The sequence below is a fragment of the Streptomyces sp. MUM 2J genome, from assembly GCF_022414535.1.
In the GTDB taxonomy this organism is placed as follows: Bacteria; Actinomycetota; Actinomycetes; order Streptomycetales; family Streptomycetaceae; genus Streptomyces.
In genome coordinates, this window is the sequence record NZ_JADWYM010000030.1 from 48479 (window position 1) to 62095 (window position 13617).

Annotated in this window: 7 protein-coding genes; 3 read left to right on the forward strand and 4 right to left on the reverse strand. The window is 72.9% G+C overall.

The genetic code is table 11. The annotated features are described in order from the left end of the window. Positions 1–287: 287 nt before the first annotated feature. The 4 genes from I3F54_RS22485 to I3F54_RS32155 all read right to left on the reverse strand — a co-directional run bounded on the left by I3F54_RS22485 (position 288) and on the right by I3F54_RS32155 (position 5899). Positions 288–1973, reverse strand: a complete 1686-nt coding sequence (locus I3F54_RS22485) for a ribonuclease J (RefSeq protein ID WP_240120650.1) — start codon at positions 1971–1973, stop codon at positions 288–290. A gap of 756 nt (positions 1974–2729) precedes the next feature. After that, positions 2730–4247, reverse strand: a complete 1518-nt coding sequence (gene adh, locus I3F54_RS22490; protein ID WP_240120651.1) for an aldehyde dehydrogenase — start codon at positions 4245–4247, stop codon at positions 2730–2732. A 114-nt stretch (positions 4248–4361) separates the two neighbouring features. Continuing rightward, positions 4362–5606, reverse strand: coding sequence for a transcriptional regulator (locus I3F54_RS22495; protein WP_240120652.1), 1245 nt, complete (start codon positions 5604–5606; stop codon positions 4362–4364). A 164-nt stretch (positions 5607–5770) separates the two neighbouring features. After that, positions 5771–5899, reverse strand: a complete 129-nt coding sequence (locus I3F54_RS32155; protein ID WP_275676649.1) for a hypothetical protein — start codon at positions 5897–5899, stop codon at positions 5771–5773. Positions 5900–6013: 114 nt separating this feature from the next. On the opposite strand from I3F54_RS32155, the gene I3F54_RS22500 reads away from it, so the two are divergent. The 3 genes from I3F54_RS22500 to I3F54_RS22510 all read left to right on the forward strand — a co-directional run bounded on the left by I3F54_RS22500 (position 6014) and on the right by I3F54_RS22510 (position 13608). Continuing rightward, positions 6014–7207 (forward strand): MBL fold metallo-hydrolase, encoded by a 1194-nt coding sequence (locus I3F54_RS22500; protein WP_240120653.1) that lies wholly within the window; start codon positions 6014–6016, stop codon positions 7205–7207. A 561-nt stretch (positions 7208–7768) separates the two neighbouring features. Continuing rightward, the gene (locus tag I3F54_RS22505; RefSeq protein WP_240120654.1) at positions 7769–8635 is read left to right on the forward strand and encodes a DUF4132 domain-containing protein; all 867 of its coding nucleotides are present in this window, start codon (positions 7769–7771) and stop codon (positions 8633–8635) included. Then, positions 8632–13608, forward strand: coding sequence for a DNA-binding protein (locus I3F54_RS22510; RefSeq protein WP_240120655.1), 4977 nt, complete (start codon positions 8632–8634; stop codon positions 13606–13608). The genes I3F54_RS22505 and I3F54_RS22510 overlap by 4 nt, the downstream gene beginning before the upstream one ends. Positions 13609–13617: the final 9 nt, after the last annotated feature.

Genomic DNA, 13617 nt, shown 5'->3' on the forward strand with positions numbered 1-13617 from the left:
GCCGCGAGCCGGCTGTCACAGCCGATTCCTTCCTGAGCAGTAGGCGCGGGCCGCTCGGCCGTGACGCTCGTTCGAGGCTCTGTGCGCCCGCACGCTGCGCGGCGAGCCGAGAAAGTGGCGCTGGTCTGCTCTTTTCCACGGCTCGCGCAGGCCGACACCCTTCCGATGACTCATCATGCGGAGTGCGTTGCCACCCCGGCCTGCTGGGGTGGCTGCTTACTCCCGTGCCCGGCGTCGATGCCGGCGAGGCCGCGGCCGGAACCGGGACCGTGCTGCCGGGCTGTGGTTCAGGCGTCGATGATGACAGGGATGATGAGGGGCTTGCGGCGGTGGGTGCGGAACGCCCAGTTCGCGACGGCGCGGGCGAGGAGTTGTTCGAGTTGGCGCGCGTCCCCGACACCTTCCTCGGCCGCGGTGGCCAGGGTCTTCTCGATGACGGGGATGACCGGCTCGAAGGTGGTGTCGTCGTGGACGAAGCCCCGGGCCAGGAAGTCGGGGGCCTCGGCGAGGGCGCCGGTGTCTGCGTCGACGATCGCCACCACCGTGACCACGCCTTCGGCGGCGAGGGTGAGGCGGTCCTTGAGGGACGCTTCGGTGGCGCCGCCGACTTCCATGCCGTCCACGTAGACGTTGCCGGCGGGGACCTTGCCGGTGATGGACGCGCGCCCGTCGACAAGGTCGACGACGACGCCGTCCTCGGCGATGACGACCCGGTCGGGGTCGACACCGGTGCGGATGGCGAGGTCGGCGTTGGCCCGCAGGTGGCGCCATTCGCCGTGCACAGGCATGACGTTGCGGGGTTTGACGATGTTGTAGCAGTAGACGAGTTCGCCGGCGCTGGCGTGCCCGGAGACGTGCACCTTGGCGTTGCCCTTGTGGACCACGTGGGCGCCCCACCGGGTGAGTCCGTTGATCACCCGGTAGATGGCGTTCTCGTTGCCGGGGATGAGGGAGCTGGCGAGCAGGACGGTGTCGCCCTTACCGATGCGGATCACGTGGTCGCGGTTGGCCATCCGTGACAGCGCGGCCATCGGTTCGCCCTGGGAGCCGGTGCACACCAGAGTGATCTTGTGGTCCGGGAGCTTCTCCAGCTCCTTCGTGCTCACGACCAGACCGGAGGGGACCTTCAGAAAGCCCAGGTCACGGGCGATGCCCATGTTGCGGACCATCGACCGGCCGACGAAGGCGACCTTGCGGCCGTGCTGGTGGGCGGCGTCCAGGACCTGCTGGATGCGGTGCACGTGGCTGGCGAAGCTGGAGACGATGACCCGGCGCGGCGCGGTGCGCATCACCTGCTCGATCGCCGGATTCAGCTCACGCTCGGAGGTGGTGAAGCCAGGTACTTCGGCGTTGGTGGAGTCGGTGAGGAACAGGTCCACGCCCTCCTCGCCGAGGCGGGCGAAGGCGCGCAGATCGGTGATGCGGTCGTCGAGAGGGAACTGGTCCATCTTGAAGTCGCCGGTGTGCAGCACCATCCCGGCGCGGGTGCGGATAGCGACGGCGAGGCTGTCGGGGATGGAGTGGTTGACCGCCACGAACTCGCAGTCGAAGGGCCCGAAGCCACGCCGGTCGCCCTCTCGTACCCGCACCGTGCGCGGCCGGATGCCGTGTTCCTTGAGCTTGGCCTCCAGGAACGCCAGCGTCAGCTTGGAGCCGACGACGGGAATGTCGGACCGCTCGCGCAGCAGGTACGGCACGCCGCCGATGTGGTCCTCGTGGCCGTGGGTGAGGACCACGGCCACGATGTCGTCCAGGCGGTCCCGGATCGAGGTGAAGTCCGGCAGGATCACGTCCACGCCGGGCTGGGTCTCCTCGGGGAACAGCACGCCGCAGTCGACGATGAGCAGCTTGCCCGCGTGCTCGAAGACGGTCATGTTGCGGCCGATCTCACCCAGGCCGCCCAGGGCGATGACCCGCAGCCCTCCTTCGGGAAGGGGCGGGGCGGCTTTCAGTTCGGGGTGCGGATGACTCATACCCTGACGGTACCCGGAGAGCGGGACGGGGTGGTCCATTGCCTGTGCGATCTCCCTTTCCCGACGGAGCGGGATACCCGCAGCGGGTGACTCGGCACGATCGGATCACGCCGGCGTCCGGAACAGGCAGGGGTGAAAGCGGCACCGTCTTTCGTGGCCGAACCCTTCGCGCGGTGCCGGAGAAGATCTCGTGCACCCTGTCGTGTTTTCCGGCATTCGCCACCTCTCGGTGGGCCTCGGCACTGGTCCACTCGAAGCGGTCGAGACGCGGGTGCCGTCGGCGCTCAGGAGCAAGCGGGCCGAGAGCGCCCCGAGGCAGCTTCTCTCGCCGGCTCGAGCCGGTCCCGGGAAGTCGAAAGTGACGTCCGTGACCGCGAGGAGCAGCCCCGCACGACGTCCGGTGGCGTGGGACTGCGGCGCAGCCGCAGCGATACGCGAGGCCCCCGCCCGTGATCACACAGAAGAAGCACGTCACCCGCTGCGAGTCAATGCGACAGTCGGTGCGCGAGTGATGGGACGCACGCCCGCCATTCGATCTGATGCGGTGCCAGGAGGCGTTCTCATGGACTCGCGGCGCTCATGAACGGGCGGCTTGTGGGGTGATGTCGTTCGGCGCAGGTTGGTCCACGGCTGGTCCGGGAGAGACTCCCTTGGGTGTCAGACAGTAGCGCGAAGGTTCCAGTTGATCACAGATTGCAACCGGTATTTCGGGTTGCCTGGAGCGCAACGATGCCTCCAGGCAACCGAATTTATGCTCTAGAAGAACCCAAGTTTCTTGGGGCTGTAGGAGCAAAGAACGTTCTTCGTCTGCTGGTAGTGGTCGAGCATCATCTTGTGGTTCTCGCGGCCGATGCCGGACTTCTTGTAGCCGCCGAAGGCCGCGTGGGCCGGGTAGGCGTGGTAGCAGTTGGTCCACACGCGGCCGGCCTTGATCTCCCGGCCGAGGCGGTAGGCGGTGTTGCCGTCCCGGGTCCACACGCCCGCGCCGAGGCCGTACTGGGAGTCGTTGGCGATCTTCAGGGCCTCGTCGACCGAGTCGAACGTCGTCACCGACACCACCGGGCCGAAGATCTCCTCCTGGAAGATCCGCATGTCGTTGCTGCCGCGGAAGATCGTCGGCTCGATGTAGTAGCCGCCCTCCAGACCCGGTACCGTGCGCCGTCCGCCGCCGGTGAGGACCTCGGCACCTTCCTTCCTGCCGATGTCGATGTAGGAGAGGATCTTCTCGTACTGGTCGGTGCTGGCCTGAGCGCCGATCATGGTGGCCGGGTCCAGGGGGTCGCCGCAGACGATGGCGCGGGTCCGCTCGACGCAGCGGGCCATGAAATCGTCGTAGACGGCCGAGTGGATCAGCGCGCGGGACGGGCAGGTGCACACCTCGCCCTGGTTGAGGGCGAACATCACGAAGCCCTCGACGGCCTTGTCCAGGAAGTCGTCGTCGGCGGCCATGACGTCCGGCAGGAAGATGTTCGGGCTCTTGCCGCCCAGCTCCAGCGTCACCGGGACGATGTTCTCGCTGGCGTACTGCATGATCAGGCGGCCGGTCGAGGTCTCGCCGGTGAAGGCGACCTTGGCGACGCGGGGGCTGGAGGCGAGCGGTTTGCCGGCCTCCAGGCCGAAGCCGTTGACCACGTTGACGACACCGGGCGGGAGCAGGTCGGCGATCAGGTCGATGACGTACAGCAGGCTGGCCGGGGTCTGCTCGGCGGGCTTGATGACGACGCAGTTGCCGGCGGCGAGGGCCGGAGCCAGCTTCCAGGCGGCCATCAGGACCGGGAAGTTCCACGGGATGATCTGGCCGACGACGCCCAGCGGCTCGGGGAAGTGGTAGGCGACCGTGTCCGGGTCGATCTGCGCGATGCTGCCCTCCTGGGCGCGCACCACGCCCGCGAAGTAGCGGAAGTGGTCGATGGCCAGGGGGATGTCGGCGGCCAGCGTCTCGCGCACCGGCTTGCCGTTCTCCCAGCTCTCCGCGACCGCGACCTTCTCCAGGTGCTCCTCGATCCGGTCCGCGACGCGGAGCAGCACGGCCGCGCGTTCCGCGGCGGGGGTGCGGCCCCACTTCTCCGCGGCCAGATGGGCTGCGTCCAGGGCGAGTTCCACGTCGGCCGCCGTGGAGCGGGCCACCTCGGTGAAGGTCCGGCCGGTCACCGGCGACGGGTTCTCGAAGTACAGGCCGTCGACGGGTGCGACCCACTCGCCACCGATGAAGTTGTCGTAGCGGCGGGCGAAATCGACGATGCTGCCTTCTGTTCCGGGCTGCGCGTACACCATGGCGGCTCTCCTCGGAGGACGGTGAGTGCACTGCGGCGGCCGACTGCCACCGCGTCGTGGCCCACTGTGGCCCCGCGAGGTTGGCGGGAGGTTGGCGCGCCCTGCCCGCCGCCGTCAGTCGACCAGCGCGGTGCTGAGCCGGCCGGCGGCGATCGAGCGGCGCGTGTCGTCCGGGGCGAGCAGCCGCAGCGCGTGCTCGTGCACCTCGGCGTCGTACGGGGCGCGGTCCCCGTAGCGCAGGGCGTGCTCCGGGGAGCGGGACGCCAGCACGGCCTCCCGGACCGCGACCTCGATCCGGGCCCGCCACTCCACGACGCCGGGCGCCTCGGAGCGGGGCAGCAGCGGGCCGCGGTAGTGGTGCAGCGCCGTGGCGGTGTCGCCGCGCTCCAGAGCCCGCAGCACCTCCACCGCGTCGCAGGCCACGGCGGTGGTCAGGGCGTAGCGTCGAGGGGTGATGCCGCCGCCGAGGGCACGGCGCAGGTGGGAGACCTCCGCCTTGAACGTCGACGTGGTCACCGGCCGGTCGCCGTAGAGGGCGGCGCGCAGTTGCTCGGGGGTGAACCCGTCCGGCTCCAGGGCGAGCAGGGCCAGGATCTCCAGCTGACGCGGGCGCACCGGCAGCAGTGTGCCGCCGCGCTCGGCGCGCTCCACGCCGAGGCAGCTCAACCGCACCGGTGTGGCCGGGCCGGCCGGTGCCGTGCCCGGCACGCGGGCCTCGGCGGCGAGCCTGCTCTCGATCGCGGTGACCAGCGAGCGCACGGTCGACATGGCCAGCGGATGCGAGCGGTCCCAGGTGGTGGACAGGTCCAGAACGCCCAGGACGCGGCCGTCCGGGGCGTGCACAGGCGCGCAGTAGCACACCCAGCCGTGCAGGACCGACACCAGGTGCTCGGCGGAGAAGACGGTGCTGGGGCGACCGGTGCGCAGGGCGAGGGAGAGCGCGTTGGTGCCCATGGCGACCTCGTCCCAGCGGCCCCCGGGGGCGAAGTTGACCTGCTCGGCGCGTTGCCTCATGCGGCGCCCGCCGCACGTCCACAGCAGGGTGCCGGACTCGTCGGTGACGCCGGTGACGAACCCGGCGTCGGCGGCGATGCTGTGCAGTTCCCCGGCCAGCTCGTCGACGGGCCGCCGCAGCGGGGAGGCGGCCCAGCGGCGCGCGACCGGGTCGCCGTCGGCGTCCGGCGCGCAGTCGCGTTCCGGGTCCACGCTGCTGAGGGAGCGCAGCCAGGACTCCGTCACCTCGGGCCGCAGCGCCGCGCCGCCGGGCGCGAGACGGGCCTCCTTCAGCCGGGGAACCCACCGGGTCCACTCGCTCTCCAGCGTCGTTCTGCGTCGCCTGAGGTCACTGCGCTGTGACATCACTTCCCCTGCCGTCGTCCGGGGACCACCGCCCGCGGTGCTCCCCGGGTGGTGCTCGGCACCCGCGGTCCCTCGCGGGCCGGGCCCGCGCCCGGATGCGGGCCGATGACAGAGTTATCGGCCACGTGGCGCGCAAAAGCAAGGTCGTGCCGCGACCGCGCCGCTCACGGGCCCAGGGGGAGGGCCCACCGGTAGCGGCCGAACCGCACGGTGATCACGGGCAGGCGGGCGGCGGCGTTCGCGTGCGCGGCGGCCCGCGGGCTGCTGCCGTCGGCCCCGGTGCGCTCCGGCACCTGTGGACCTTCGCGTTCCGCATCCGTCCCGCGCTTCCCGCGGTGGACCTCCTGTTCCTGCTTTGTCGCAGGCGCCGACCATAATGGAAGGCCCCTACTTCCTCTGGAGGTGCCGTGACCGGTTTCCGTCTCCCCGGCTCTGGGTTCGGCGCGCTTCGGCCCGCTGCCTTCGGCGCGGACCCCGGTGGCGAGCGCATGGCCCGTATCCGCCGGTCACCGCACTTCAAGGACGGTGTGTTCCAGAACCCGGGCGGCGTCGCACGCACCCGCCCGTCCGGCTCGGCGATGGACTTCGCCCGGGTCTACTTCGACAAGGACGCCCGGGTGGGCCGCGCCCCGCAGGGCACCGTACCCGTCCACGCGACCACCCTCGCCGACCTGGCCCGCCCGGCTGCCACGGGGCTGCGGGTGACCTGGATGGGCCACTCCAGCGTGCTGGCGGAGATCGACGGGCGCCGCGTGCTGTTCGACCCGGTGTGGGGCGAGCGCTGCTCCCCGTTCCCGTTCATCGGTCCCAAGCGGCTGCACCCGGCGCCGCTGCCGCTGGCCGCGCTCGGTCCGGTCGACGTCGTGGTCATCTCCCACGACCACTACGACCACCTCGACCTGCCCACGATCAAGTCGCTGGCCGGCACGGACACCGTGTTCGCCGTGCCGCTCGGTGTCGGCGCTCACCTCGAACACTGGGGTGTGTCCGCCACGCGCCTGCGCGAGCTGGACTGGCACGAGGCGACCCGGGTCGGCGGGCTCACCCTGACCGCCACACCGGCCCGCCACTTCTGCGGCCGGGGCCTGCGCAACACCCAGCACACCCTGTGGGCGTCCTGGGCCGTCGCCGGTGAGGAGCACCGGATCTTCCACAGCGGTGACACCGGCTACTTCGAGGGTTTCAAGGACATCGGTGCCGGCCACGGACCGTTCGACGCCACGATGATCCAGGTGGGCGCGTACAGCGACTTCTGGCCGGACATCCACATGACGCCCGAGGAGGGCCTGCGCGCCCATCTCGATCTCCAGGGCGGCGAACCGGGCGGTGTGCTCCTCCCGATCCACTGGGGCACCTTCAACCTCGCGCCGCACGCCTGGGCGGAGCCGGGGGAGTGGATGAAGGACGTCGCCGAGGAGGCGGGGCAGGCCGTCGCGCTGCCGCAGCCCGGCGAGCCGTTCGAGCCCGCCGGGAAGCTGCCGACGGACCGCTGGTGGCGGTCCGTGGCCCATCCCGTGCTGCCCACCTGGCGCAGGCCACAGCCGGCGGAGATCTCCGTCGGGGAGCGAAAGGACGATCTCGACTTCGTGGGCGAGCGCTGACCGTGGACCGGCCGACGCGCGTGACCCTGCCGGAGCCGTCAGCCCGGCGGTGACGCCGACAGTCCTCACGTCCTGACGGCGCGCGCCCCGGGTGCTCGCCCGCAGCGGCCGGACGGCCCGGTCCGACGCGTGGTCGTCCGGGGTGTGCGGGCCGTGTCGACCCCCGGCCTCCCGGGGTGTTCTGACGCCTGATTCACTGCCGGACACCGGATTCCCCCTGACCACCCTCGTCGACACTCGCGGTGCCCGTTCTGCTCTCCCGGCGGAGCGTGCCGTCGGAACGACTCGGTCCGGTGCTGCTTCTCGCCGGCGGTGGTGGAGTTCCCCGCCGGGGCGACCGGGTTCGGTGCCGAGCGCCTCGGCCGGGAGAGTCCGGCGGGCCGACCCCACGGGCGGTTGTCAGGGGTGGCCGATAGCGTCGGTGCATCGGAAACGGCAATGCCGGAACTCCGGACGCACGTGTGCCTGTGCGCGGCACGCACTGCGTACGTACGTGAGGGCCATGAAGGGCCGTCAAGGGCCATGAAGGGCCATGAAGGGCCATGAAGGGTGGGGACTGCGGTGGGTTGGCTGGCAGCGGGTGAGGGCTATGAAGTCGCCCTGGTGGGAGGCCGGGTGGCGGCACGGCCCACTTCGGGGCGGTCCGCGGGGCGGCAGTTGAAGTCGCTGCCCAGGGCGCTGAAGGGCCACCCGGAGGTGGACCGGCTGCGGCGGTTGGCGGAGTGGCTGGACCGCCACTCCGCCGGCTGCCTGGTCCAGGTGGACAACTGGATGGTGTCGTCGCTGCCGGTGCCGACCGGACTGCTGGCGCGGGTGTGGCCCGACGAGGCGTGGCAGTCGGCACTGCGCGACCTGGTGGTCGTGGGAGAGGACCCGGACGAGCCGGGTTTCCTGCGGGACGTCACCGACTCCGGTGAGCTGCGGGTGGTGAACCTGGACGGCGAGACCGTGCGGATGGCGCCGCCGACCGTGCTGCTGCCGCACCCCGTGCTGCTGCCCGACCTCGACGACCTGCGGGAGTTCGCCTCCGAGCTGGGTGTGGTGCAGAAGGTCGAGCAGATCCACCGGGCGACGTGGACCAAGCCCGACGACCTCGCCGAATTGCGCACCGAGGTCCGGGAGTACGCCGGAGGGGCGTACCCCTCACGGTTCGGCCTGGCCGCACGAGCCGCCTCCCTCGGCTACCGCGTCTCCGGCGGCTACGCCACCTGCCCGGTACGGGACGGTGGGCGGGCCGCCGAAGCGGAGGTGTGGATCGGGGAGCCGTACTGGGACGACGAGACCGAGACCGGCGCGCTCAGCTGGAGCGACGGCGACGGCCGGACCCTGCGGCTGCGTGAGGTGGGACCCGTGGCCTGGTCGGAGGGCATGCGGATGGCCGCGGCACTGTACGCCGGCCGGATCATCGAGGAAGGCGGGAACGCATGAGCAACCACTCCACGACGCAGGCGGCCACCACCGCCCGAGCGGCCCTTGACCCGGAGGAGTTGCTGGCCGCGGGTGCCGTGCTGCCGCCCGGCACCGAGGGCGCCGGGGCTCGGGCGGTGGAGCTCACCGCCCGTGCCTACCGGCATCCGGGGCTCGCCGACCGCACGGTGGTGCGGCTGGTCCCCGGGCCCCTGGGAGCGGCCGAGGACCTGGCCGCCGGATTCCTCGGGATGCAGCCGTACCGGCAGCCGGAGGTCGTCGGCCTGGGCGCGCGGCAGGCGCTGGGCTTTCCGGAGTGGGTGCTGGTGCACCATCCGCAGGACGGACACCGCGCGCTGGACCTCGTCCCGGAGCTGGAACGCGCCGCGCAGCGTGCGAAGACCAAGCCGAAAGCCGCGCTGGACGCCTGCCGGAAACTGGCCGACCGGTTGGCCGGGTCCGTTCCGCACTTCCTGCCCACGTTCTACGAGCAGGCCGGGCGGATCTTCCTCGGCGTGGACAACACGGGCTTCGCGGGCCGCATGTTCACCGCCGCCCGCAAGGCCGAGGCCGAGCACGGGCTTGCGGTGGACGAGGAACGGCTGGACGCGGTGTTCCTGGAGTTCGCGCTCGCCGGCGCGCTGCCGGTGAAGTCGTTGTCCGGCTATGCGAAGGACCTGGCGGCCCGGGTCCCCGGCGAAGAGGCGCTGCGGCGCTACGTCCGGCTGTGCGTGCGCCGCACCTCCGGCGGCCTGCCGCCGTCGGCGCAGATGGCGGCGGATGTGCGCCGGCTGGCGAAGGCGGCGCCCGGACAGCGGGCAGGCGAGGCCGAACAGGAGTACGTGGCGCAGCTGCTGGGGCTGGCCGGCACCCTGCGGGCGGCGCACGGATGGTGGAAGGCGCACCGGGCCGCCCTGGTGGCGCTCGCCCGGCGGGACGCCCGGGTGCGCGGCATGCTGCTGAACAGCGTGCCGCACAGTGACGACGACGGACTGTCCGCCCTGTGGCTGGAGATGCTGGAGGAGTCCGGAGCCACCGCCGGGCTGTGCGACGACGACGTGCCCGCCGAGGCGCGCCCCGCCGACGGCAGCGCCGGATGGCTGGAGCGGTTCCTGGACTTCCGGCGCCATCGGTGGGACCAGCCCGACCGGATGCCGGAGCTGTACGCGCTGGTGGAGCGGATGGCTCCCCGGCTGCGGCGGGAACTCGCCGAGCGGGGAACCCCGTTGTCGTACACCGACGAGGTGGACCTTCTGGACCTGCTGCTGTCGCTGGACGTACCGGTGGCCGACCCGGGAGGCAGGGCACTGCGCCTGAACCAGTGGGCGCTGGGAGAGGGGCAGCGGGATCTGCTCGCCCTGGCGGCCGACCCCCGGTTCCGGCCGCCCTTCCGCCGGAGCGCCGACTCCTGCTCCGGCAACGCGGCCGACCGGCGCACCGTGCGGCTGCTGGCCGCCTCGCCGGGCGGGCGGCCGATGCTGACCGACTGGGTGCGCGAGGTCGCCGGGCGTTCGACGGCGGCGGGCCTGCCGAGGCTCCCTGCGGCTCTCGCGCGGCTGTCCTGGCTTCCCGGCGAGGCGCTGGCCCTCGCTCCGGACGAGGTGCGGCAGGCGGCCGCCCGCGGACGTGTCGACGATCTGCTCGCCCGGACACTGCGGGGCGGAATCCTCGACGAACTGAGCTGGCCCGCCTGGGAGGAGGCGGCGGCGACCCTGGTGCGGAAGGAGGACGTGGACGACCTGATCGTCGCGGAGGCGTGGCCCCATCTGATCGTCGCAAGCCGTACGCAGGCCCGCGTCATCGGCCCGGAAGGCACCGTCCTCACCCACGACCTGCGGATACCGGCCGGCGACAACCGGGGGGACCCCGGCTTTCACTTCGTCGACGGGGAACTCCTCGTCCACTGGACGTCCCGGGCGCTGGACGGCGCGCTGCGCGGGTACTGGCACACCTCGCCCGGCCGACTGCAGCCGCTGGAGGGCCCGGACAGCCCTCGCGGCACGCGGATGAACTACTACAGCGGATTCACGGAGTTCAGCCTCCCGCTGCCCGGCGGCGGCCGGGCCACCGGCGGAGGCGTGCTGCACCGGGGGGACACTGCCCTGCCCGCCGAGCGTCCCGTGATCAGCGACGGCACCTCGTACTGGGTGTGGAGACCGGACGGGAACGACGCGGTGAAACGCGGATGGGCGAGCGGCGCCAGCTGGTACGAGTACGACCCGGCCACCGGTGAGCACGGGCGCCGCGGCATGCCCGGCTTCCTCGCCGACGCGCTGCGTACCGCCCCCGAGGGCAGCAGGCTCCGCACGGGTCGGCTGCTGCCCGCGCCCGCCGGAGCCGGCGCCCCGGCGGGCGGGTTGCTGGGCTGGCGCGAGGTGCGGTTGCCCGACGGCTCACAGCGCGGCACCGATCCGGAGGGACGCGCCGTCACCGTGCCGTCCGGGTGCGGGAGGCCGGCCGGGGCCGTGCTGTTCCCCGGGCACGACCGTCCGTGTGCCGTCACCCGCGGGAGCTACGCGGTGAGCCTGGTCGACCCGGACGGCGTGGTCACGGCCGCGGCCGACACCGACGACCCCCCGGGCCCCTTCGGGGCGGGCACCCTGATCCTGCCACCCGTGGAGTACTGGCACTGTCTCCGTCCCCGGGACCCGGAGGGCTCGGCCGTCCTGCGCCGGGTCGGCCGGGAGACGGCGGCGGCGCTGCTGGACGCCGCCGCCGGCCACGAGGGGAAGGAGCTGCAGGACGCCGTCCGTGCGCTGCTTCCGGGAATCGCCCACGAGGCGCTGGTGGCCGGGGCCGCCGGAGTGGTCCGGTACGCCGCGAAGCAGCAGACGGCGCTCGACGACGTGGCCCACCGGCTCGCCGAGGCACTCACCGTCACCCCGTCCGAGGACGAACCCGCCGGACCGAGCGACGCCCAGCTCCAGCAGGCACTGGCCGGACTCGTCGGCGGGTCCTACCACCGGTACGGCGACGGCACCTCCGACCGGGTGTTCCGGCGGGTGCGGGCCGTCGCACGAGCCGCACGCCGGGCGCAGGACACGCCGGCGGCCGCCGCGTCCGGCGGCCGGCCCGCCGTCCGTCTCCATCTCGACGGCCCGCCGCTGCCGGACAGGGGCCGGCCGGACCTCCTGCCGTTCACCGACCGGTGCGCGGCGGTCGCCTTCCGCGCCGCCGCCCCGGCCACCGAACCCGAACACCGGGAGACGCTGCTCACCCTGCTGCGCGAGCTGGACTCCGCAGGTCTCTCCTCGGCCGCCGAACCCGTGGCCTGGCGCCGCTTCCGACTCCACGTGGACGGGAGCCTTCTCACCCCGTACGCCGGGAAGCGGCGGGACGGCAACTGGTCGGGCGTGCTGCCGCTGGACGGCGGCGCCTGCATCGCCGTCGTGAACTGGTCGGGGACGCCCGACGAGAAGGACGGCTGCGACTTCACCGCGCTGTTCCACGACCCGTCGGGCCGCTTCGAGGTGCCCGCGCCGTACACCGTGCGGTCCTCGGAGCCGGTCGGGGAGCCGGGACGGGACGCGGACTGGGTGCGCGGGTTCCTCACCGAACTCGCCGAGCGCGGCCCGGCCCCCTGGCTCCCGGCGGCGGCCGAGGAGTTCGCGCGGCTCACCGGGGCGACCGCGGCAACGGCCCGGCTGGTGCTGGCCGGCCTGCCCGGTGTCGACGAGTACGGGCGCTCCTTCCTCTCCAAGGAGGTGCGGACCGCCATCGGGGTGAAGGTCGCCGACGCCGCGCTGGCCAAGGACATGCTCCGGCGCCTCGACCCGGGGTTCCGGCGAGCGGTCGTCTCGGCGTTGCTGCCCGCCGAGCCCGCGCGGCTGTGGGCCGAGGGCCCCGACGTCACGGCCGCCGCGCGGGTGTGGAACGCCCGCGTGGGACGGCGGGCAGCGATCCCCGAAGAGCTGCTCGGGGACGCGGTCCGCATGGTGCGCGTCCCCTGGGAGCCGGCCGAGGCGCTGCCCGCTCTGCTCGACCCGGCCGCCGAACCCCGGCTCGGCCGGGACCTCCGGTGGCAGATCCGGGGTGACCGTGCGCGTCAGGTCGACGCGGAGGCCACCGGGTTCGACTCGCGCATCCTGGTGAGCACCGTGGCGCTGACCGCCTGGCTCGCGCACCGTCTGCCCGAGGGGGACCCGATCCGCACGGCGCTCGCCGGCGCGCTGGGCGCGGTCCGGGACCGGCTGGCCCATCCGGAGCTGCTGCTGGACCTGGACCGGTTCATCGACCTTCCGCGGTTCCGCGCGGCGGCCGGCGCCCCCACCGAGACCGGCGACGGATGGGAGCGGTACGGGGCGGTCGTGCTGGCCACCCACGACGACCAGCCCGCGCCCGCGATCCGCACCGCACTGCTGGACGGCGCCGGGGGCGACCCGTATCTGCCCGCCCTGCGCACCGGGACGCAGGCGCCGTTCCCCACCGAGGTGGCGTTGCGGCTGGCCCTCGACCCCTCGTTCGAGGCGCTGCTCACGGGCCCCGGTGACCCGGAGGCCGGGGGGCGTGCCGAGGACGGCACATGGTGGCCGCAGGACCCCGGCAGGTCCGTGCCCGGACTGGTCGGGGAGGTGGCCGGGGCGTACGGCCTGGGACGGGACGCCGCCACGCTGTATCTGGTGCTGTTGGCGATGCCCGACCCGACTGACCGCAACACGGCGCGCTGGACCGGGTGGAGACCGGCCCGTCTCAGGGCCGCCCGAGCCGAACTGGCAGGGCACGGCGGGCTGGTGGGGGAGGCGAGGCGCAGCCGGGCGGGCCGTTCCCTGTTCCTGCCGGGCGGCTGGACGGTCCTGAGGGCCCCGCGTACACCCCTGGAGCAGTGGAAACTCCCGCTCTACGGCGCGCTGCTCAGCGATGAGGAGACGCCGCTGGACGTCGTCGTTCCGGTCGAACCGGCCGCCGAGCTGTTCCGCAGGGCCTGGCAGCGGGTCCAGGACGGAGACGTGCCCCGCTTCGAGGAGCTGAAGGTGCCGCGCGGCGGACGCCGCTGAACCGGCAAC

Bases quoted from the DNA above. Each gene is read 5' to 3' on its own strand.
- I3F54_RS22485 (WP_240120650.1), bottom strand. From the start codon at position 1,973: ATGAGTCATCCGCACCCCGAACTGAAAGCCGCCCCGCCCCTTCCCGAA.
- adh (WP_240120651.1), bottom strand. From the start codon at position 4,247: ATGGTGTACGCGCAGCCCGGAACAGAAGGCAGCATCGTCGATTTCGCC.
- I3F54_RS22495 (WP_240120652.1), bottom strand. From the start codon at position 5,606: ATGTCACAGCGCAGTGACCTCAGGCGACGCAGAACGACGCTGGAGAGC.
- I3F54_RS22510 (WP_240120655.1), top strand. From the start codon at position 8,632: ATGAGCAACCACTCCACGACGCAGGCGGCCACCACCGCCCGAGCGGCC.